Source organism: Flavobacterium sp. FG19 (genome assembly GCF_057809475.1).
The window spans coordinates 99,845-117,692 of record NZ_JBMDKA010000009.1; the positions used below are offsets into that span (position 1 = coordinate 99,845).

31 protein-coding genes are annotated in these 17,848 nt (G+C 35.7%); all 31 read left to right on the forward strand.

The annotated features are described in order from the left end of the window. The first annotated feature begins 3 nt into the window (after positions 1-3). The 31 genes from fusA to carA all read left to right on the forward strand — a co-directional run bounded on the left by fusA (position 4) and on the right by carA (position 17,840). Positions 4-2,160: an elongation factor G gene (gene fusA / locus ACODST_RS11120; RefSeq protein WP_488932189.1), complete on the forward strand. Its 2,157-nt coding sequence runs from the start codon at positions 4-6 to the stop codon at positions 2,158-2,160. Between the two features lie 11 nt (positions 2,161-2,171). Continuing rightward, positions 2,172-2,477 (forward strand): 30S ribosomal protein S10, encoded by a 306-nt coding sequence (gene rpsJ / locus ACODST_RS11125; protein ID WP_007803605.1) that lies wholly within the window; start codon positions 2,172-2,174, stop codon positions 2,475-2,477. 395 nt (positions 2,478-2,872) lie between these two features. Continuing rightward, on the forward strand, positions 2,873-3,490 hold the full coding sequence (gene rplC, locus ACODST_RS11130) for a 50S ribosomal protein L3 (RefSeq protein ID WP_012022491.1): 618 nt from the start codon (positions 2,873-2,875) through the stop codon (positions 3,488-3,490). Next, positions 3,490-4,119, forward strand: a complete 630-nt coding sequence (gene rplD, locus ACODST_RS11135; RefSeq protein ID WP_488932190.1) for a 50S ribosomal protein L4 — start codon at positions 3,490-3,492, stop codon at positions 4,117-4,119. Before rplC ends, rplD begins: the two co-directional genes overlap by 1 nt. A 7-nt stretch (positions 4,120-4,126) precedes the next feature. Continuing rightward, positions 4,127-4,417 (forward strand): 50S ribosomal protein L23, encoded by a 291-nt coding sequence (gene rplW / locus ACODST_RS11140; RefSeq protein WP_488932191.1) that lies wholly within the window; start codon positions 4,127-4,129, stop codon positions 4,415-4,417. Positions 4,418-4,426: 9 nt separating this feature from the next. After that, entirely contained in the window at positions 4,427-5,251 is an 825-nt protein-coding gene (gene rplB, locus ACODST_RS11145) for a 50S ribosomal protein L2 (protein ID WP_091496650.1), read from the forward strand. A 6-nt stretch (positions 5,252-5,257) separates the two neighbouring features. Continuing rightward, a complete protein-coding gene (gene rpsS / locus ACODST_RS11150; protein WP_012022488.1) occupies positions 5,258-5,536 on the forward strand; it encodes a 30S ribosomal protein S19 in 279 nt (92 codons plus the stop codon). Between the two features lie 6 nt (positions 5,537-5,542). Further along, positions 5,543-5,956, forward strand: coding sequence for a 50S ribosomal protein L22 (rplV, locus tag ACODST_RS11155; RefSeq protein WP_007803631.1), 414 nt, complete (start codon positions 5,543-5,545; stop codon positions 5,954-5,956). Positions 5,957-5,961: 5 nt separating this feature from the next. Beyond that, a complete protein-coding gene (rpsC, locus tag ACODST_RS11160; RefSeq protein ID WP_007803635.1) occupies positions 5,962-6,723 on the forward strand; it encodes a 30S ribosomal protein S3 in 762 nt (253 codons plus the stop codon). A 19-nt stretch (positions 6,724-6,742) separates the two neighbouring features. Further along, entirely contained in the window at positions 6,743-7,168 is a 426-nt protein-coding gene (gene rplP, locus ACODST_RS11165; protein WP_008464295.1) for a 50S ribosomal protein L16, read from the forward strand. A 12-nt stretch (positions 7,169-7,180) separates the two neighbouring features. Next, positions 7,181-7,372, forward strand: a complete 192-nt coding sequence (gene rpmC / locus ACODST_RS11170) for a 50S ribosomal protein L29 (RefSeq protein ID WP_073418350.1) — start codon at positions 7,181-7,183, stop codon at positions 7,370-7,372. Between the two features lie 17 nt (positions 7,373-7,389). Beyond that, the gene (rpsQ, locus tag ACODST_RS11175) at positions 7,390-7,650 is read left to right on the forward strand and encodes a 30S ribosomal protein S17 (RefSeq protein WP_008464298.1); all 261 of its coding nucleotides are present in this window, start codon (positions 7,390-7,392) and stop codon (positions 7,648-7,650) included. Positions 7,651-7,652: 2 nt separating this feature from the next. Next, positions 7,653-8,021 carry a 50S ribosomal protein L14 gene (rplN, locus tag ACODST_RS11180; RefSeq protein ID WP_007803649.1) on the forward strand — a complete coding sequence of 123 codons (369 nt, stop codon included), beginning with the start codon at positions 7,653-7,655 and terminating at the stop codon, positions 8,019-8,021. An 11-nt stretch (positions 8,022-8,032) separates the two neighbouring features. Continuing rightward, the gene (gene rplX, locus ACODST_RS11185) at positions 8,033-8,347 is read left to right on the forward strand and encodes a 50S ribosomal protein L24 (RefSeq protein ID WP_008464300.1); all 315 of its coding nucleotides are present in this window, start codon (positions 8,033-8,035) and stop codon (positions 8,345-8,347) included. A gap of 2 nt (positions 8,348-8,349) precedes the next feature. Further along, positions 8,350-8,901 (forward strand): 50S ribosomal protein L5, encoded by a 552-nt coding sequence (gene rplE / locus ACODST_RS11190; RefSeq protein ID WP_488932192.1) that lies wholly within the window; start codon positions 8,350-8,352, stop codon positions 8,899-8,901. Between the two features lie 3 nt (positions 8,902-8,904). After that, positions 8,905-9,174: a 30S ribosomal protein S14 gene (gene rpsN, locus ACODST_RS11195; protein WP_008464305.1), complete on the forward strand. Its 270-nt coding sequence runs from the start codon at positions 8,905-8,907 to the stop codon at positions 9,172-9,174. A gap of 77 nt (positions 9,175-9,251) precedes the next feature. Further along, on the forward strand, positions 9,252-9,650 hold the full coding sequence (rpsH, locus tag ACODST_RS11200; protein ID WP_008464306.1) for a 30S ribosomal protein S8: 399 nt from the start codon (positions 9,252-9,254) through the stop codon (positions 9,648-9,650). Between the two features lie 18 nt (positions 9,651-9,668). Continuing rightward, a complete protein-coding gene (gene rplF, locus ACODST_RS11205; RefSeq protein WP_488932193.1) occupies positions 9,669-10,211 on the forward strand; it encodes a 50S ribosomal protein L6 in 543 nt (180 codons plus the stop codon). A gap of 11 nt (positions 10,212-10,222) precedes the next feature. After that, entirely contained in the window at positions 10,223-10,573 is a 351-nt protein-coding gene (rplR, locus tag ACODST_RS11210; RefSeq protein ID WP_008464310.1) for a 50S ribosomal protein L18, read from the forward strand. A gap of 3 nt (positions 10,574-10,576) precedes the next feature. Beyond that, positions 10,577-11,101 carry a 30S ribosomal protein S5 gene (gene rpsE, locus ACODST_RS11215; RefSeq protein WP_085949269.1) on the forward strand — a complete coding sequence of 175 codons (525 nt, stop codon included), beginning with the start codon at positions 10,577-10,579 and terminating at the stop codon, positions 11,099-11,101. An 11-nt stretch (positions 11,102-11,112) separates the two neighbouring features. Beyond that, a complete protein-coding gene (gene rpmD / locus ACODST_RS11220) occupies positions 11,113-11,295 on the forward strand; it encodes a 50S ribosomal protein L30 (RefSeq protein ID WP_012022481.1) in 183 nt (60 codons plus the stop codon). A gap of 11 nt (positions 11,296-11,306) precedes the next feature. Then, the gene (gene rplO, locus ACODST_RS11225; protein ID WP_488932194.1) at positions 11,307-11,759 is read left to right on the forward strand and encodes a 50S ribosomal protein L15; all 453 of its coding nucleotides are present in this window, start codon (positions 11,307-11,309) and stop codon (positions 11,757-11,759) included. Between the two features lie 13 nt (positions 11,760-11,772). Beyond that, the gene (gene secY / locus ACODST_RS11230) at positions 11,773-13,119 is read left to right on the forward strand and encodes a preprotein translocase subunit SecY (RefSeq protein ID WP_012022479.1); all 1,347 of its coding nucleotides are present in this window, start codon (positions 11,773-11,775) and stop codon (positions 13,117-13,119) included. Between the two features lie 7 nt (positions 13,120-13,126). Then, positions 13,127-13,342 (forward strand): translation initiation factor IF-1, encoded by a 216-nt coding sequence (infA, locus tag ACODST_RS11235; RefSeq protein WP_007136545.1) that lies wholly within the window; start codon positions 13,127-13,129, stop codon positions 13,340-13,342. Positions 13,343-13,354: 12 nt separating this feature from the next. Beyond that, complete coding sequence (gene ykgO, locus ACODST_RS11240; RefSeq protein ID WP_002987490.1) at positions 13,355-13,471, forward strand: type B 50S ribosomal protein L36; 117 nt, start codon at positions 13,355-13,357, stop codon at positions 13,469-13,471. A gap of 2 nt (positions 13,472-13,473) precedes the next feature. Further along, positions 13,474-13,848 (forward strand): 30S ribosomal protein S13, encoded by a 375-nt coding sequence (gene rpsM / locus ACODST_RS11245; protein ID WP_012022478.1) that lies wholly within the window; start codon positions 13,474-13,476, stop codon positions 13,846-13,848. Positions 13,849-13,856: 8 nt separating this feature from the next. Continuing rightward, positions 13,857-14,240 (forward strand): 30S ribosomal protein S11, encoded by a 384-nt coding sequence (gene rpsK, locus ACODST_RS11250; protein WP_012022477.1) that lies wholly within the window; start codon positions 13,857-13,859, stop codon positions 14,238-14,240. Positions 14,241-14,332: 92 nt separating this feature from the next. Then, entirely contained in the window at positions 14,333-14,938 is a 606-nt protein-coding gene (gene rpsD, locus ACODST_RS11255; RefSeq protein ID WP_008464326.1) for a 30S ribosomal protein S4, read from the forward strand. Between the two features lie 21 nt (positions 14,939-14,959). Further along, entirely contained in the window at positions 14,960-15,952 is a 993-nt protein-coding gene (locus ACODST_RS11260) for a DNA-directed RNA polymerase subunit alpha (protein ID WP_008464329.1), read from the forward strand. A gap of 36 nt (positions 15,953-15,988) precedes the next feature. Continuing rightward, a complete protein-coding gene (gene rplQ, locus ACODST_RS11265; RefSeq protein WP_488932195.1) occupies positions 15,989-16,480 on the forward strand; it encodes a 50S ribosomal protein L17 in 492 nt (163 codons plus the stop codon). Positions 16,481-16,721: 241 nt separating this feature from the next. After that, on the forward strand, positions 16,722-17,840 hold the full coding sequence (gene carA / locus ACODST_RS11270) for a glutamine-hydrolyzing carbamoyl-phosphate synthase small subunit (RefSeq protein ID WP_488932196.1): 1,119 nt from the start codon (positions 16,722-16,724) through the stop codon (positions 17,838-17,840). Positions 17,841-17,848: the final 8 nt, after the last annotated feature.

Here is a 17,848-nt window from a genome sequence, read left to right on the forward strand (position 1 = left end):
GAAATGGCTAGAGATTTAAAATATACAAGAAATATCGGGATTGCAGCTCACATTGATGCTGGTAAAACAACAACAACTGAGCGTATTCTTTTTTATACTGGTAAATCACATAAAATTGGTGAGGTGCACGATGGTGCTGCAACAATGGACTGGATGGCGCAAGAGCAGGAAAGAGGTATTACAATTACTTCTGCTGCTACAACTTGTACCTGGAACTTTCCAACTGAGCAGGGAAAAGTTATTCCTCAATCATTGCCTTATCACTTTAATATTATTGATACTCCTGGACACGTTGACTTTACTGTAGAGGTAAATCGTTCTTTGCGTGTACTTGATGGTTTAGTTTTCTTGTTTAGTGCTGTTGATGGTGTTGAGCCTCAATCAGAAACTAACTGGAGACTTGCTGATCAATATAGAGTTCCTCGTATGGGATTCGTAAATAAAATGGACCGTCAGGGGGCTAACTTTTTAGCTGTATGCGGACAGGTTAAAGATATGTTGAAATCGAATGCGGTTGCAATTACTTTACCTATTGGTGACGAGGCTGATTTTAAAGGTATTGTTGACTTAGTGAAAAATCAGGCTATTGTATGGCATGATGAAACTCAGGGAGCTACTTTTGATATCGTTGATATCCCGGCTGATATGGTTGATGATGTGAAACACTATCGTTCTATTCTTATCGAAGAGATTGCAACTTATGATGAGAATCTTTTAGATAAATACATGGAAGATGAGAACTCTATTACAGAGGAGGAAATCAACAATGCATTGAGAGCGGCTACAATTGATATGGCGATCATTCCTATGCTTGCTGGTTCTTCTTTCAAAAACAAAGGGGTTCAATTTATGTTGGATGCTGTTTGTAAATATTTACCATCTCCATTAGATAAAGAAGGTATTGAAGGTATTCATCCTGATGATGCTGATTTATTAGAAGAGGATCAGACTAAAATCTTACGTAAGCCAGATGTTAAGGAGCCATTCGCGGCTTTGGCATTTAAAATTGCTACTGACCCGTTCGTAGGTCGTTTAGCTTTCTTCCGTGCTTATTCCGGGCGTTTAGATGCTGGTTCTTATGTTTTAAATACTCGTTCTGGTAACAAAGAAAGAATTTCTCGTATTTATCAAATGCACGCTAATAAACAAAATCCAATCGAATTTATTGAGGCTGGAGATATTGGAGCTGCTGTAGGATTTAAAGATATTAAAACAGGGGATACTCTTTCTGATGAGAAACATCCAATTATCTTGGAGTCTATGAAATTCCCTGATCCTGTAATTGGTATCGCTATTGAGCCAAAAACTAAAGCTGACGTTGATAAAATGGGTATGGCTTTAGCTAAATTGGCTGAAGAGGATCCAACATTTACAGTTAGAACAGATGAGGCTTCTGGTCAGACTATCATCTCTGGTATGGGTGAGCTTCACTTGGATATCTTAGTTGATCGTATGAAACGTGAGTTTAAGGTAGAGGTTAATCAAGGTGAGCCTCAGGTTGAATATAAAGAAGCGTTTACGAGATCTGCACAGCACAGAGAAACTTACAAGAAACAATCTGGAGGTCGTGGTAAATTCGGTGATATCGTATTTAGAATTGAGCCTGCTGATGAAGTTGATGGTAAAGTTCCTGTTGGATTACAGTTTGTGAATGAAGTAAAAGGGGGTAATGTTCCTAAGGAATATATTCCTGCTGTTGAAAAAGGTTTCCGTGAAGCTATGAAGACCGGACCTTTGGCTGGATATGCTGTGGATAGTTTGAAAGTTACTTTATTGGATGGATCTTTCCACCCTGTGGATTCTGATGCTCTTTCTTTTGAATTAGCGGCAAGAATGGGGTATAAAGAATCTGGTAAAGCTGCTGGAGCTGTTATCTTAGAACCGATCATGAAAATCGAAGTTATTACTCCAGAGGAAAATATGGGTGATATCGTAGGTGACTTAAACCGTCGTAGAGGTCAGGTTAATGATATGGGTGATAGAAACGGAGCGAAAACTATTAAGGCAGATGTGCCGTTAGCTGAGATGTTTGGATATGTTACTACATTAAGAACATTGTCATCTGGTAGAGCAACATCTACAATGGAGTTTTCTCATTATGCAGAAACACCTTCTAATATTTCAGAAGAGGTAATCAAAAAAGCAAAAGGTAACGCTTAATTTTAAGGAAAATGAGTCAAAAAATCAGAATAAAACTAAAATCTTACGATCACATGTTGGTGGATAAATCTGCTGAAAAGATCGTAAAAACAGTAAAAACTACTGGTGCAGTAGTAACAGGTCCAATCCCGTTGCCAACTCACAAAAAACTTTTCACTGTATTGCGTTCTCCGCACGTTAATAAAAAAGCGAGAGAGCAATTTGAAGTAATGTCATACAAGAGATTGATTGATATTTATTCATCTTCGTCTAAAACTATTGATGCTTTAATGAAACTTGAATTGCCAAGTGGTGTTGAAGTAGAGATAAAAGTATAATTTTTTTTATATTTTTTATATATAAAAGCGAGACAGAAATGTCTCGCTTTTTTTGTTTGTATACAGTGGTTTTAGTGAGTTGTTTTTAAGATTTGATTTGGTGTTGTTGTTTTTTAAAAGCCTTTGTTTTAGGGAGGTGCGAAAGGTTTTTGTTGTGGAATGTTTGTGTAATTGTTAAGTCTTTGATTGGTTTTACGGGAAATGTGAAAAATGATTTTCAGGATGTATAAGGCTTCTTTTGTTGTTAGTTTAGTGCTTGGATTTTGATAATGAGCGATTTAATTTTTGTAACCGTTTGGTTTATTCAATTTTAATATCTACTTTTGCACTCCCTGTTTGGAAATTTCTGTTATTTTCAAATTGAAGGGAGTTTTAGTAATTAATAATTAATATTTATGTCTGGGTTAATTGGTAAGAAAATCGGCATGACTAGTATCTTCGACGAGAACGGGAAAAACATTCCTTGTACAGTAATCGAAGCTGGACCATGCGTTGTTACCCAAGTCAGAACCAACGAGGTTGACGGGTATGAAGCGTTGCAACTTGGTTTCGATGACAAAAACGAGAAACATTCCACTAAAGCGGCTTTAGGTCACTTTAAGAAAGCTGGAACTGTTGCTAAGAAAAAAGTCGTTGAATTCCAGGATTTTGCAACTGAACAAAAATTAGGAGATCTTATTGATGTTTCTATTTTTGAAGAAGGAGAATTTGTAGATGTACAAGGTGTGTCTAAAGGTAAAGGTTTCCAGGGTGTTGTTAAACGTCACGGTTTTGGTGGTGTTGGACAAGCTACTCATGGTCAGCATAACCGTTTAAGAGCGCCAGGTTCTGTGGGAGCTTCTTCTTATCCATCCAGAGTATTCAAAGGAATGCGTATGGCTGGAAGAATGGGAGGAGATAATGTAAAAGTTCAAAACCTTAGAGTTTTAAAAGTAGTGGCTGAAAAGAACCTGCTAGTTGTTAAAGGATGTATTCCTGGGCACAAAAACTCTTACGTAATCATTCAGAAGTAATGGAAGTAAAAGTATTAGATTTCAACGGAAAAGATACTGGTAGAAAAGTGCAGCTTTCTGAGTCAGTATTCGCAATTGAACCAAACAATCACGCTGTATATCTTGATGTTAAGCAATATCTTGCTAATCAAAGACAAGGTACTCACAAAGCTAAAGAAAGAGCTGAAGTAACTGGTAGTACGCGTAAGATTAAAAAACAAAAAGGTACGGGTACTGCTCGTGCGGGAAGTGTTAAAAATCCTTTGTTTAAAGGTGGAGGAACAGTTTTCGGGCCAAGACCAAGAAGTTATTCATTTAAATTGAATAAGGGACTTAAAAGATTGGCAAGAAAATCAGCTTTCTCAATCAAAGCAAAAGAGTCAAATATTATCGTTCTTGAAGACTTTAATTTTGAAGCGCCAAACACTAAAAATTTCATTAACGTTTTGAAAGCTTTAGGGTTAGAAAACAAAAAATCTCTATTTGTGTTGGGAGAGTCAAATAAAAATGTATATTTGTCGTCACGCAATTTAAAGGCTTCTAATGTTGTAACTACCTCAGAATTAAGTACTTACGCTATTTTAAACACTAATAATTTAGTGCTTTTAGAAGGTTCTTTAGAATTAATTGAAGAAAATTTAAGTAAATAATAGGAGTATGAGTATCATAATTAGACCTATAGTAACAGAAAAAGTAACCAAAGAAAGTGAAGTTCTAAACCGCTTTGGGTTCGTTGTTGACAGAAAAGCAAACAAAGTTCAGATTAAGAAAGCTGTTGAGGCTGCTTACGGAGTAACTATTGTTGCGGTTAATACAATGAATGTAAGACCGGATAGATCTGTAAAATACACTAAAAGTGGTTTAATCAGTGGAAAGACCAATGCTTACAAAAAAGCAATTGTTCAAGTACAAGAAGGAGAAACAATTGATTTTTACAACAATATCTAAGATAGAAAAATGTCAGTAAGAAAATTAAAACCTATTACCCCGGGTCAGCGATTTAGAGTTGTGAATGGTTATGACGCTATTACAACTGATAAGCCGGAACGCTCTTTGATAGCACCGATAAAAAACTCAGGAGGTAGAAATAGTCAAGGAAAGATGACCATGCGTTATACGGGTGGTGGTCACAAGCAGAGATATCGTATTATTGATTTCAAAAGAACTAAAGATGGAATTCCAGCTACAGTGAAATCAATCGAATACGATCCAAATCGTACTGCATTTATCGCTTTATTAGCTTATGCTGATGGAGAGAAAACTTATATTATCGCTCAAAACGGATTGAAAGTTGGTCAGAAATTAGTTTCTGGACCAGAGTCTCAACCAGAGATTGGTAATACATTACCTTTAAGCAGAATTCCTCTTGGAACTGTTATATCTTGTATTGAGTTACGTCCAGGACAAGGAGCAGTTATTGCTCGTTCAGCTGGAACTTTTGCTCAGTTAATGGCAAGAGACGGAAAATACGCTACAATTAAAATGCCTTCTGGAGAAACAAGATTAATCTTGTTAACCTGTTCGGCTACAATTGGAGCTGTATCTAATTCTGATCACCAATTAGTTGTATCTGGAAAAGCAGGTAGAACAAGATGGTTAGGAAGAAGACCTAGAACTAGACCAGTAGCGATGAACCCAGTTGATCACCCTATGGGAGGTGGTGAAGGACGTTCTTCTGGAGGGCACCCACGTTCAAGAAAAGGATTGCCAGCTAAAGGTTACAGAACTCGTTCTAAGAAAAACCCGAGTAACAAGTATATCGTAGAACGTAGAAAGAAATAATAAGATATGGCACGTTCATTAAAAAAAGGACCTTTCGTTCATTATAAATTAGACAAGAAAGTTCAGGAAAACGTAGAAAGTGGTAAAAATTCAGTTGTTAAGACTTGGTCTAGAGCTTCAATGATTACTCCGGATTTCGTTGGACAAACTATCGCAGTTCATAACGGTCGTCAATTTGTACCAGTTTACGTAACAGAAAACATGGTAGGTCACAAATTAGGAGAATTTTCGCCAACTAGATCTTTTAGAGGTCATGCTGGAGCAAAAAATAAAGGTAAAAAATAAGAAGCAATGGGAGTTCGTAAAAGAGAAACAGCAGATGCGAGAAAAGAGGCTAATAAGTCTATCGCTTTCGCAAAATTGAATAACTGCCCTACTTCACCTAGAAAAATGCGCTTAGTAGCGGACTTGGTAAGAGGTCAGAAGGTAGAAAGAGCACTTAACATTTTAAGATTCAGTTCTAAAGAAGCTTCAAGAAAATTAGAAAAACTATTATTATCTGCAATCAACAACTGGGAACAGAAAAATAGTGAAGGTAATTTAGAAGAAGCTGGATTATTTGTTAAAGAGATCAGAGTAGATGGTGGAATGATGTTAAAAAGACTTCGTCCAGCTCCACAAGGTCGTGCACACAGAATAAGAAAACGTTCTAATCACGTAACAATCGTGCTTGGAGCTATCAATAACACACAAAGCAATTCTTAAGCAGCATGGGACAAAAGACAAATCCAATTGGAAATAGACTTGGTATCATCAGAGGATGGGACTCAAACTGGTATGGTGGAAATGATTACGGCGATAAATTAGCTGAAGATCACAAAATCAGAAAGTATATCCATGCTCGTTTATCAAAAGCTAGTGTATCTAAAGTAATCATCGAGAGAACTTTAAAGCTTGTAACCGTTACTATCACTACTGCAAGACCTGGTATCATTATCGGAAAAGGCGGACAAGAGGTAGACAAGTTAAAAGAGGAACTTAAGAAAGTTACTGATAAAGAGGTTCAAATTAACATCTTTGAAATTAAAAGACCTGAGTTAGATGCTTATCTTGTGGCGACAAGCATCGCTCGTCAAATCGAAAGCCGTATTTCTTACAGACGTGCAATCAAAATGGCTATTGCTGCTTCTATGCGTATGAACGCTGAAGGTATCAAAGTTTTGATTTCTGGTCGTTTGAATGGAGCTGAGATGGCACGTTCTGAAGGTTTCAAAGAAGGTAGAATTCCTCTATCAACTTTCAGAGCTGATATTGATTATGCTTTGGCTGAAGCTCACACTACTTACGGTAGAATGGGTATCAAAGTATGGATCATGAAAGGTGAAGTTTATGGAAAGAGAGATCTTTCTCCACTTGCAGGAATGGATAAAAAACAATCTGGAACTGGTGGTGGTAAAGGTGGAGATTCTCCGAGAGGAGATAGAAAGCCTTTTAATAAAGGTGGTAAACCAGACGCTCGTAAAAGAAAGTAAATTTTTAAACTAAAGAAAAATGTTACAGCCTAAAAGAACAAAATACCGTAAGGTACAAAAAGGTAGAATGAAAGGTAACTCTCAAAGAGGGCATGAACTTTCAAATGGAATGTTTGGAATTAAATCTGTACATGAAGATGGAATGTTCTTAACCTCTCGTCAAATCGAAGCTGCGCGTATCGCTGCAACTCGTTACATGAAGAGAGAAGGACAATTATGGATCAAAATTTTCCCAGACAAACCTATTACTAAGAAACCTCTTGAAGTACGTATGGGTAAAGGTAAAGGAGCAGTTGAGTATTGGGCTGCTGTTGTTAAACCAGGAAGAATTATGTTTGAAGTTGGAGGGGTTCCATTGTCAGTTGCAAAAGAGGCTTTACGTCTTGCAGCTCAAAAACTTCCAGTAAAAACTAAGTTCGTCGTTGCTAGAGATTTCGAAGCATAATTTATATTTATTATGAAACAATCAGAAATAAAGAATCTTTCTGCAGCGGAGTTGCAAGAAAAGCTTAGTCAAACTAAGAAAGTATATGCTGACCTAAAAATGGCTCACGCTATTTCTCCAATTGCTAACCCACTTCAAATCAGAAGCGTTAGAAGAACAGTTGCAAGATTAGCTACAGAGTTAACTAAAAGAGAGTTACAATAATTGTATTCTGCTGAAAGATGGAAGAAAAAAGAAATTTAAGAAAAGAAAGAATAGGTGTTGTTACTTCAAATAAGATGGATAAATCTATCGTTATTTCTGAAGTAAGAAAAGTAAAACACCCATTATACGGTAAGTTCGTGTTAAAAACAAAAAAATATGTTGCACACGACGAAAAAAACGACTGTAACATTGGTGATACTGTAAGAATCAGCGAAACGCGTCCTTTAAGTAAAACAAAATGTTGGAGATTAGTTGAAATCTTAGAAAGAGCGAAATAATTATGGTACAACAAGAATCAAGACTAAAAGTAGCAGATAACACGGGAGCTAAAGAAGTTTTAACTATTCGTGTTTTAGGAGGTACTAAAAGAAGATATGCCTCTGTTGGTGACAAAATTGTAGTTTCTATCAAAGATGCAACTCCAAACGGAAACGTGAAAAAAGGAGCTGTTTCAACTGCAGTTGTTGTACGTACTAAAAAAGAAGTGAGAAGAGCTGATGGTTCTTATATCCGTTTCGATGACAATGCATGTGTTCTTTTGAACGCTGCAGGGGAAATGAGAGGAACTCGTGTTTTTGGTCCGGTAGCAAGAGAACTTCGTGAAAAACAATTCATGAAAATTGTATCATTAGCACCAGAAGTGCTTTAATTCGTTTTAAGATGATAAAGCTAAAAATAAAATCAGGAGATATCGTAAGAGTTATTGCCGGAGACCATAAAGGTGCTGAAGGTAAAGTTTTACGTGTTTACCGTGAGAAAAACAAAGCGATAGTTGAAGGTGTAAACCTGGTTTCAAAACACACTAAACCAAGTGCTAAAAACCCTCAAGGTGGTATCGTTAAGAAAGAAGCTTCTATTCAAATTTCTAACATTGCTTTAATCGATCCTAAAACTAAGGAAACGACAAGAGTAGGTATCAGAGTAGAAGGAGATAAGAAAGTAAGATTTTCAAAAAAATCTAATCAAGTACTATAGTAATGGCATATACACCTAGACTAAAAGAAGAATATAAGAGCAGAGTAATTGCTGCTCTTAGAGAAGAATTCGGATATACAAACGTAATGCAAGTTCCTAAACTTGAAAAAATCGTTTTGAGCCGTGGAGTTGGTGCAGCTGTATCTGATAAAAAACTTATCGACTATGCTGTTGATGAGTTAACAAAGATCACTGGACAAAAAGCAGTATCTACAATTTCTAAGAAAGACGTTGCGTCTTTCAAATTAAGAAAAGGGATGCCTATTGGAGCAAAAGTTACTTTACGTGGAGAAAGAATGTATGAGTTTTTAGATAGACTTATAACTTCTGCTTTGCCACGTGTTAGAGATTTTGGTGGTATTAAAGCTACTGGTTTCGACGGAAGAGGTAACTACAATCTTGGAGTTTTAGAACAAATCATTTTCCCTGAAATTGATATTGACAAAGTAAACAAAATTTCAGGAATGGATATTACATTTGTTACTACTGCAAAAACAGACAAGGAAGCAAAGTCATTATTGGCTGAATTAGGATTACCTTTTAAAAAGAATTAAGACATGGCTAAAGAATCAATGAAAGCCCGCGAGGTGAAAAGAGAAAAAACGGTAGCTAAGTATGCTGAAAAGAGAAAAGCTTTATTAGAAGCTGGAGACTATGAAGGTTTACAAAGATTACCAAAAAACGCTTCACCTGTTCGTTTGCACAACCGTTGTAAATTGACTGGAAGACCAAGAGGTTATATCCGTCAATTCGGTATTTCACGTGTAACTTTCCGTGAAATGGCTAACAATGGATTAATTCCAGGTGTGAAAAAAGCAAGCTGGTAATTTAAAAAAGTTTATAAATTGATTAAAGGTTCAGGAAGCGGGTGCTTCCTGAAAACCATAATCGCAATCAAATACATATGTATACAGATCCTATTGCAGATTATTTGACTAGAGTTCGTAACGCTGTGGCTGCAAACCACAAAGTTGTTGAAATTCCAGCTTCTAATCTTAAAAAAGAAATAACTAAGATCTTATTTGATCAAGGTTATATCTTAAGTTACAAATTTGAGCAGAACACAGTTCAAGGTTCTATCAAAATTGCTTTAAAGTATGATAAAGATACTAAAGAGCCTGTAATCAAAGATATCCAAAGAATTAGTAAACCTGGTTTACGTAAGTACGCAGGTGCTGCCAAATTACCAAGAATCCTTAACGGATTAGGAATTGCTATTGTTTCTACATCAAAAGGTTTGATGACTGGGAAACAAGCTAAGCAGTTAAATGTAGGTGGTGAAGTAATTTGTTACGTATACTAATTTTAAACACTAGATAAGATGTCAAGAATAGGTAAAAGCCCAATTGTAATCCCTGCTGGTGTAACTGTAGAAGTTAAAGACGGTATTATTACGGTAAAAGGAAAAAGAGGTCAACTGGTTCAGGAGTTTTCGGACGTAAATGTAACCGTTGAAGGTGATCAGGTTTTAGTTGAAAGATCATCTGATCATAAAGACCACAGAGCAAAACACGGATTATTCAGATCTTTGATCAGTAATATGGTAGTGGGTGTTTCTGAAGGTTTCACAAAAGAACTAGAATTAGTTGGAGTTGGTTACAGAGCTTCAAACCAAGGTCAAAAATTAGATTTAGCTCTTGGATATTCTCACAATATTGTTTTAGAAATTGCTCCTGAAGTATCTCTAGAAACAATATCTGAAAAAGGTAAGAACCCAATCGTGAAGTTAACATCATTTGATAAACAACTTTTAGGACAAGTTGCTGCGAAAATCAGAGGTTTCCGTAAGCCAGAGCCGTACAAAGGAAAAGGTGTTAAATTTGTGGGTGAAGTATTAAGAAGAAAAGCAGGTAAATCAGCTTAAAATATAAGATTATGTCATTAACAAAATCTGAAAGAAGACAGAGAATTAAATTCAGAATTAGAAAATCGGTTAGTGGTACTGCTGCAAGACCTAGACTTTCTGTTTTTAGAAGTAATAAAGAAATTTACGCTCAAATTATTGATGATGTAAATGGAGTTACTATATTAGCTGCATCTTCAAGAGAAAAAGAAATAGGAAAAGGTACTAACGTTGAAGTAGCTGCTGCTGTTGGAAAATTAGTTGCAGAGAAAGCGTTAAAAGCCGGGATTGATACTATCACTTTCGACAGAGGTGGTTATTTATATCACGGTCGTATTAAATCATTAGCAGAAGGCGCAAGAGCCGCTGGACTTAAATTCTAATATATTATGTCTAAATACAAAAATGTAGAATTGGTAAAACCTAGTGGTCTTGAACTTAAAGACCGTCTGGTTAGTGTAAATCGTGTTACTAAAGTTACAAAAGGAGGTAGAGCTTTTGGTTTTTCTGCTATTGTAGTGGTAGGTGATGAAAATGGAGTAGTGGGTCATGGATTAGGAAAATCAAAAGACGTTTCTGAAGCAATTGCGAAAGCAGTAGAAGATGCTAAGAAAAACCTAGTGAGAATTCCTTTAAATGGTCAGTCTGTTCCTCACGAACAAAAAGGTAAATTTGGTGGTGCACGTGTATTCTTAATTCCAGCTTCTCATGGTACTGGAGTTATTGCTGGTGGAGCTGTTCGTTCAGTTCTTGAGTCAGTAGGTATTCACGATGTATTATCAAAATCTCAGGGATCATCAAATCCTCATAACGTAGTTAAAGCAACTTTTGATGCTTTATTACAAATGAGAAGCGCTCATACTGTTGCAAAACAAAGAGGAGTTTCTCTAGAAAAAGTTTTTAAAGGTTAATCAAGGAAATTATGGCTAAATTATTAGTAAAACAAGTAAGAAGCAAGATCAACTGTCCTCTTTCTCAAAAGAGAGGTTTAGAAGCTTTAGGTCTACGTAAATTAGGACAAGTTGTGGAGCATGAGTCAAATCCTGCTATCCTTGGGATGATAAACAAAGTTAAACACTTAGTTTCTGTTGAAGAAGCTAAATAACAAATACTGTTATGAATTTAAGTAACTTACAGCCTGCTGAAGGATCAACGCACAATCAAAATAAAAGAGTAGGTAGAGGAGAAGGTTCTGGAAAAGGTGGTACTGCTGCACGTGGACACAAGGGAGCTAAATCTCGTTCTGGTTATTCTAAAAAGATTGGTTTTGAGGGTGGACAAATGCCACTTCAAAGACGTGTTCCTAAGTTTGGTTTCAAAAACATCAATCGTAAAGAATACGAAGGTGTTAATTTAGATACGCTTCAATTATTAGTAGATAATGGTTTAATTACTGATTCTGTTTCTATGACAGATTTCGTAGCAAACCGTCTGGCTTCAAAAAATGAAATCGTTAAGATTTTAGGTAGAGGTGAATTGAAAGCAAAATTAAAAGTAACTGCCCACAAATTTACTGCTACTGCAAAAGCGGCTATCGAGGCTGCTGGTGGTGAAGCTGTAACTATATAACTTATCTATTAAGATGAAGAAATTTATTGAATCACTAAGTAATGTTTGGAAAATCGAAGAACTGAAAAACAGAATCTTAATTACATTAGGATTGCTTTTAGTATATCGTTTTGGTGCACATGTTACGCTTCCTGGAATTGATGCAACTCAGTTAACAGGTTTAGCGGGACAAACTAAAAATGGTTTAGGGTCAATCCTAGACATGTTTACTGGGGGTGCTTTCTCTAAAGCTTCAGTTTTTGCTTTAGGTATCATGCCTTATATTTCTGCATCTATTGTTGTTCAGTTAATGGGAATTGCGATTCCTTATTTACAAAAACTTCAAAACGATGGAGAAAGTGGTAGAAAAAAGATTAATCAAATCACTCGTTGGTTGACTATAGCTATTACACTGGTTCAAGGTCCAACTTATATCTATAATTTATACAGAACATTGCCTGGTAGTGCTTTTCTACTAGGCTTTAATTCACCTGAATTTTTGTTCTCGTCTGTTATCATCTTAGTTACAGGTACAATTTTTGCTATGTGGCTTGGAGAAAAGATTACGGATAAAGGTATTGGAAATGGAATTTCATTATTAATTATGGTTGGTATCCTTGCTCGTTTACCTCAGGCTTTTATTCAGGAGTTTACAACGAGAGTTACCAATAACAATGGAGGTCCAATGTTGTTAGTTATTGAAATTATTGTGTGGTTATTAGTAATCATTTCTTGTGTACTGCTTACTATGGCAGTGCGTAGAATACCGGTTCAGTACGCCCGTCGTACAACAACTGGTGACTATGAGCAGGATTTAGCAGGTGGTAATAGACAATGGATTCCTCTTAAGCTTAATGCTTCAGGAGTTATGCCAATCATTTTTGCTCAGGCAATTATGTTTATCCCTGCAGCTGTAGCCGGACTTTCTAAGTCAGATACATCACAATCTATTGTTGGGGCATTTAGTAATATGTTTGGTTTCTGGTATAATTTTGTTTTTGCAACTTTAATTATTGTATTTACATTCTTTTATACTGCGATCACTGTACCTACTAACAAAATGGCTGATGATTTAAAAAGAAGCGGTGGTTTTATTCCGGGTGTTCGTCCGGGAGCTGAAACTTCAGACTTCTTAGATAAAGTGATGTCTTTAATAACTTTCCCAGGATCTTTATTCCTTGCTTTGATTGCTGTGTTCCCAGCTATTGTTGTAAGTATTATGGATGTACAACAATCTTGGGCAATGTTTTTTGGAGGTACCTCATTAATAATTATGGTTGGAGTTGCAATAGATACTATTCAACAAATCAATTCATACTTGTTAAACAAACATTATGATGGTTTAATGAAGACTGGTAAAAATAGAAAAGCAGTAGCTTAATATATTTATGGCAAAACAATCAGCAATAGAACAAGACGGATCAATCATCGAAGCATTATCAAATGCGATGTTCCGTGTGGAGTTAGAAAATGGACATATTGTAATTGCTCATATTTCTGGAAAAATGCGAATGCATTACATCAAATTATTACCTGGTGATAAAGTGAAATTGGAAATGAGCCCTTACGATTTGTCAAAAGCAAGAATTACTTATCGATATTAAAAGATATTCAGTATGAAAGTTAGAGCATCAGTAAAAAAGAGAAGTGCCGAGTGCATTATCGTGCGTAGAAAAGGAAGATTGTACGTGATAAACAAAAAGAATCCTAGATTTAAACAAAGACAAGGATAATTATGGCAAGAATAGCAGGGGTAGATATCCCAAAAAACAAAAGAGGTGTTATTGCACTTACCTACATCTTCGGATTAGGAAAAAGTAGAGCTATTGAGATTTTAGAGAAAGCTCAAGTTAGCCAGGATAAAAAAGTTCAAGATTGGAATGATGACGAGATCGGAGCGATTCGTGATGCTGTTTCATTCTACAAGATTGAAGGAGAACTACGTTCTGAAGTTTCTTTGAACATCAAACGTTTAATGGATATTGGTTGTTATAGAGGAATTCGTCACAGATCTGGTCTTCCATTGAGAGGTCAAAGAACTAAAAACAACTCTAGAACAAGAAAAGGAAAAAGAAAAACTGTTGCTAACAAGAAAAAAGCAACTAAATAATAAGTAATATGGCTAAAGCAACTGCAAAAAAACGTAAAGTTATCGTTGAATCAACGGGTGAGGCTCATATTTCTTCGACTTTCAACAATATTATCATTTCTTTGACAAATAAGAAAGGTGAAGTTATTGCTTGGTCTTCAGCAGGTAAAATGGGTTTCAGAGGTTCTAAAAAGAACACTCCGTATGCAGCTCAGATGGCAGCAGAAGATTGCAGCAAAGTAGCTCTTGAGGCTGGACTTAAAAAAGTGAAAGTTTATGTAAAAGGACCAGGTAACGGACGTGAGTCTGCTATCCGTTCTATTCATAACGGAGGAATTGAAGTTACTGAAATTATCGACGTTACTCCAATGCCTCACAACGGATGTCGTCCTCCAAAAAGACGTAGAGTTTAATTTTTTTATTTTTATAGTATAAACAAGGTAGAACAAAGATTATCGAAGGATTAGACCTGAATTCATAATTTCTACCTTAAATTTTTTTTAAAATGGCAAGATATACTGGTCCTAAAACCAAAATCGCCCGTAAGTTTGGCGAAGCAATCTTCGGAGATGATAAATCTTTCGAAAAAAGAAATTACCCACCTGGACAACACGGGATGGCTAAGAAAAGAGGAAAAAAATCTGAGTATGCTGTTCAGTTAATGGAAAAGCAAAAAGCTAAATATTCTTATGGAATTTTAGAAAAACAATTCAGAAATTTATTCGAAAAAGCATCAGCTACTAAAGGTGTAACTGGTGAGGTCTTATTACAACTATGTGAAGCAAGATTAGATAATGTTGTTTTTAGAATGGGAATTGCTCCATCTAGAAGAGGTGCACGTCAAATTGTATCTCACAGACACATTACTGTAAATGGAGAAGTTGTTAACATTCCGTCTTACCACCTTAAGCCTGGTGATAAAGTTGCAGTTCGTGAAAAATCTAAATCTTTAGAAGCTATCGAGCGTTCTTTATCAAATTCAAGTCATGTTTATGAATGGATTACCTGGAACAATGATCTTAAAGAAGGAACTTTTGTTTCTGTACCTGCGAGACTTCAAATTCCAGAAAACATTAAAGAACAATTAATCGTAGAGTTGTACAACAAATAATAATTGACTTAGTCGAAATTTATGGCAATATTTAATTTTCAAAAGCCCGATAAAGTTATCATGATCGATTCAACCGATTTTGAAGGTAAGTTTGAATTCAGACCTTTGGAACCTGGTTACGGATTGACAGTTGGTAATGCACTTAGAAGAGTTTTGCTTTCAGCGTTAGAAGGTTATGCAATTACATCTGTTCGTATCGAAGGTGTAGATCATGAGTTTTCTACTATTTCAGGTGTTGTTGAAGATGTTACCGAAATTATCCTTAATCTGAAACAAGTACGTTTCAAACGTCAAATCGAAGATATCGATAATGAATCAGTTACTATTTCTGTTTCTGGTAAAGATCAATTGACAGCTGGTGATTTTCAGAAGTTTATTTCAGGTTTTCAAGTTCTGAACCCAGATCTTGTTATCTGTAATTTAGATTCTAAAATCAAATTGAATTTCGATTTAACAATCGAAAAAGGTAGAGGATACGTTCCTGCTGAAGAGAACAAAAAACAGAATGCTGCAATTGGAACGATTTTTACAGATTCTATTTTTACTCCGGTAAAAAATGTAAAATATGCAATCGAAAATTTCCGTGTAGAGCAAAAAACAGATTACGAAAAGTTAGTTTTTGAAATTAAAACTGACGGATCTATTAATCCAAAAGACGCTCTTACTGAAGCTGCTAAAGTTTTAATTCATCATTTCATGTTGTTTTCTGACGAAAGAATTACACTTGAGGCTGACGAAATTGCACAAACAGAATCGTATGATGAAGAGTCATTGCATATGAGACAATTGCTTAAAACTAAGCTTGTTGATATGGATTTATCTGTAAGAGCATTAAATTGCTTGAAAGCGGCTGAAGTTGATACACTTGGTGATTTAGTATCGTTCAATAAAAATGACCTAATGAAATTCCGTAATTTCGGTAAAAAATCTTTAACTGAACTTGATGAACTTGTTGCAGTTAAGAATTTAACTTTCGGAATGGATTTAGCTAAATACAAACTAGATAAAGAATAATTCAATCCGCTTCGGCGGGTTAAATTTAAAATAGCAATGAGACACGGAAAAAAAATCAATCACTTAAGCAGACAGACTGGACATAGAAAAGCTATGTTAGCTAATATGGCTTGTTCTCTTATCGAGCACAAACGTATTAACACTACTGTTGCTAAAGCTAAAGCGCTTAAACAATTCGTTGAGCCTTTAATCACAAAATCAAAAGAAGATACGACTCATAACCGTCGTGTTGTTTTTGCATACTTACGTAGCAAATATGCTGTAACAGATTTGTTCAGAGATGTAGCTGCTAAAGTTGGAGACCGTCCAGGAGGATACACTCGTATCATTAAAGTTGGAAATCGTTTGGGAGATAACGCTGATATGGCAATGATCGAACTTGTAGATTTCAATGAACTTTACAACGGAGGTAAAAAAGAAGTTAAAAAAGCAAAAAGCCGTCGTGGTGGTAAAGCTAAAAAAGCCGAAGCTGCTGCTCCAGAAGCTCCTGCTGCTGAATCAGAAACGACTACTGAAGCTTCTGAATAATTATGAAAGTAATGATTCTATAGAAATCAAGGATAAGCTAATTTTTAGTTTATCCTTTTTTTTTGATTTTTTTAAAAGAGTGAAATTTAACTTATTTGGTTGTCAGGGTTTTATTTTTATGAATGAAATTTTTAAAAAATCTTGTCAGCACTCTTTTAATGAAGTAAATTTGCAAAATATCTAATTACAGTTGAAACCTTAAAAGTTTCAGAAGACGATTTAAAACAATACAAATTAAAGAATGAAATATACAACACGACAAAGCGCCATTTTATTACTAAGCGATGGAACTATTTTTCATGGTAAATCTATCGGGATCAGCGGTAAAACTTTCGGTGAGGTTTGTTTTAATACCGGAATGACCGGATATCAGGAAATCTTTACGGATCCTTCTTATTTCGGGCAGATTATGGTAGCTACAAATACACATATTGGTAATTACGGTGTTAATGATTTGGAAGTTGAATCAGACAGTATCAAAATTGCCGGTCTGGTTTGTAAAAACTTTAGCTTTAATTATTCAAGAGCGGGAGCTTCAGGAAGTCTTGAGGAGTACTTTGAAAAGCAGAATTTAATTTGTATTTCTGATGTAGATACGAGAGCTCTTGTGAGCTATATTCGTGACAACGGAGCAATGAATGCCGTAATTTGTACTGACGGAACTCCAATCGAGGATTTGAAAAAAGAACTGGCAGACGTTCCTAACATGGAAGGTTTGGAACTGGCTTCAAAAGTATCAACAAAAGAACCTTATTTTGTGGGTGACGAAAATGCAACTTATAAAATTTCGGCTCTTGATCTGGGAATCAAAAAGAATATCTTAAGAAATCTTGCTAAAAGAGATTGTTACATTAAAGTGTTTCCTTACAACTCCAGCTATGAAGATTTAAATTCATTTAATCCGGATGGATTTTTCCTTTCAAACGGTCCTGGGGATCCGGATCCGTTGTTTGGAGCTATTGAAGTTGCTAAAAAGATTTTAGCTGAAGACAAACCTTTGTTCGGAATTTGCTTAGGGCATCAGGTAATTGGTTTAGCAAATGGTGTTCAAACCTATAAAATGTTCAACGGACATCGCGGAATTAACCATCCGGTAAAAAATATAATCACGGGTAAAGGGGAGATTACTTCTCAAAATCATGGTTTTGCGGTTAAAAAAGAACAATTAGAAAATCACCCGGAATTAGAGATTACCCATGTGCATTTAAATGACGGTACAGTAGCTGGTATGAGAATGAAAAATAAGAATTGCTTTTCCGTTCAGTACCATCCTGAAGCAAGTCCGGGACCTCATGATTCTTCTTATCTGTTCGATCAATTTGTTGAGAATATAAAACTAGCTGTGTCTAAAACGATGTAGTTAATAAA

What these genes read in the sequence shown, in the direction of transcription:
- rplF (WP_488932193.1), top strand. Translation starts at nt 9,669, where the DNA reads ATGTCAAGAATAGGTAAAAGCCCAATTGTAATCCCTGCTGGTGTAACT.
- rplX (WP_008464300.1), top strand. Translation starts at nt 8,033, where the DNA reads ATGATAAAGCTAAAAATAAAATCAGGAGATATCGTAAGAGTTATTGCC.
- fusA (WP_488932189.1), top strand. Translation starts at nt 4, where the DNA reads ATGGCTAGAGATTTAAAATATACAAGAAATATCGGGATTGCAGCTCAC.
- rplD (WP_488932190.1), top strand. Translation starts at nt 3,490, where the DNA reads ATGGAAGTAAAAGTATTAGATTTCAACGGAAAAGATACTGGTAGAAAA.
- rpsC (WP_007803635.1), top strand. Translation starts at nt 5,962, where the DNA reads ATGGGACAAAAGACAAATCCAATTGGAAATAGACTTGGTATCATCAGA.
- rpsN (WP_008464305.1), top strand. Translation starts at nt 8,905, where the DNA reads ATGGCTAAAGAATCAATGAAAGCCCGCGAGGTGAAAAGAGAAAAAACG.
- rplR (WP_008464310.1), top strand. Translation starts at nt 10,223, where the DNA reads ATGTCATTAACAAAATCTGAAAGAAGACAGAGAATTAAATTCAGAATT.
- rpsS (WP_012022488.1), top strand. Translation starts at nt 5,258, where the DNA reads ATGGCACGTTCATTAAAAAAAGGACCTTTCGTTCATTATAAATTAGAC.
- rplN (WP_007803649.1), top strand. Translation starts at nt 7,653, where the DNA reads ATGGTACAACAAGAATCAAGACTAAAAGTAGCAGATAACACGGGAGCT.
- rplO (WP_488932194.1), top strand. Translation starts at nt 11,307, where the DNA reads ATGAATTTAAGTAACTTACAGCCTGCTGAAGGATCAACGCACAATCAA.
- rpsM (WP_012022478.1), top strand. Translation starts at nt 13,474, where the DNA reads ATGGCAAGAATAGCAGGGGTAGATATCCCAAAAAACAAAAGAGGTGTT.
- rpsH (WP_008464306.1), top strand. Translation starts at nt 9,252, where the DNA reads ATGTATACAGATCCTATTGCAGATTATTTGACTAGAGTTCGTAACGCT.
- rplE (WP_488932192.1), top strand. Translation starts at nt 8,350, where the DNA reads ATGGCATATACACCTAGACTAAAAGAAGAATATAAGAGCAGAGTAATT.
- rplV (WP_007803631.1), top strand. Translation starts at nt 5,543, where the DNA reads ATGGGAGTTCGTAAAAGAGAAACAGCAGATGCGAGAAAAGAGGCTAAT.
- rpsD (WP_008464326.1), top strand. Translation starts at nt 14,333, where the DNA reads ATGGCAAGATATACTGGTCCTAAAACCAAAATCGCCCGTAAGTTTGGC.
- infA (WP_007136545.1), top strand. Translation starts at nt 13,127, where the DNA reads ATGGCAAAACAATCAGCAATAGAACAAGACGGATCAATCATCGAAGCA.
- rpmC (WP_073418350.1), top strand. Translation starts at nt 7,181, where the DNA reads ATGAAACAATCAGAAATAAAGAATCTTTCTGCAGCGGAGTTGCAAGAA.
- rplW (WP_488932191.1), top strand. Translation starts at nt 4,127, where the DNA reads ATGAGTATCATAATTAGACCTATAGTAACAGAAAAAGTAACCAAAGAA.
- carA (WP_488932196.1), top strand. Translation starts at nt 16,722, where the DNA reads ATGAAATATACAACACGACAAAGCGCCATTTTATTACTAAGCGATGGA.
- ykgO (WP_002987490.1), top strand. Translation starts at nt 13,355, where the DNA reads ATGAAAGTTAGAGCATCAGTAAAAAAGAGAAGTGCCGAGTGCATTATC.
- rplB (WP_091496650.1), top strand. Translation starts at nt 4,427, where the DNA reads ATGTCAGTAAGAAAATTAAAACCTATTACCCCGGGTCAGCGATTTAGA.
- rplP (WP_008464295.1), top strand. Translation starts at nt 6,743, where the DNA reads ATGTTACAGCCTAAAAGAACAAAATACCGTAAGGTACAAAAAGGTAGA.
- rpsQ (WP_008464298.1), top strand. Translation starts at nt 7,390, where the DNA reads ATGGAAGAAAAAAGAAATTTAAGAAAAGAAAGAATAGGTGTTGTTACT.
- rpsJ (WP_007803605.1), top strand. Translation starts at nt 2,172, where the DNA reads ATGAGTCAAAAAATCAGAATAAAACTAAAATCTTACGATCACATGTTG.
- rpsK (WP_012022477.1), top strand. Translation starts at nt 13,857, where the DNA reads ATGGCTAAAGCAACTGCAAAAAAACGTAAAGTTATCGTTGAATCAACG.
- ACODST_RS11260 (WP_008464329.1), top strand. Translation starts at nt 14,960, where the DNA reads ATGGCAATATTTAATTTTCAAAAGCCCGATAAAGTTATCATGATCGAT.
- rplC (WP_012022491.1), top strand. Translation starts at nt 2,873, where the DNA reads ATGTCTGGGTTAATTGGTAAGAAAATCGGCATGACTAGTATCTTCGAC.
- secY (WP_012022479.1), top strand. Translation starts at nt 11,773, where the DNA reads ATGAAGAAATTTATTGAATCACTAAGTAATGTTTGGAAAATCGAAGAA.
- rplQ (WP_488932195.1), top strand. Translation starts at nt 15,989, where the DNA reads ATGAGACACGGAAAAAAAATCAATCACTTAAGCAGACAGACTGGACAT.
- rpmD (WP_012022481.1), top strand. Translation starts at nt 11,113, where the DNA reads ATGGCTAAATTATTAGTAAAACAAGTAAGAAGCAAGATCAACTGTCCT.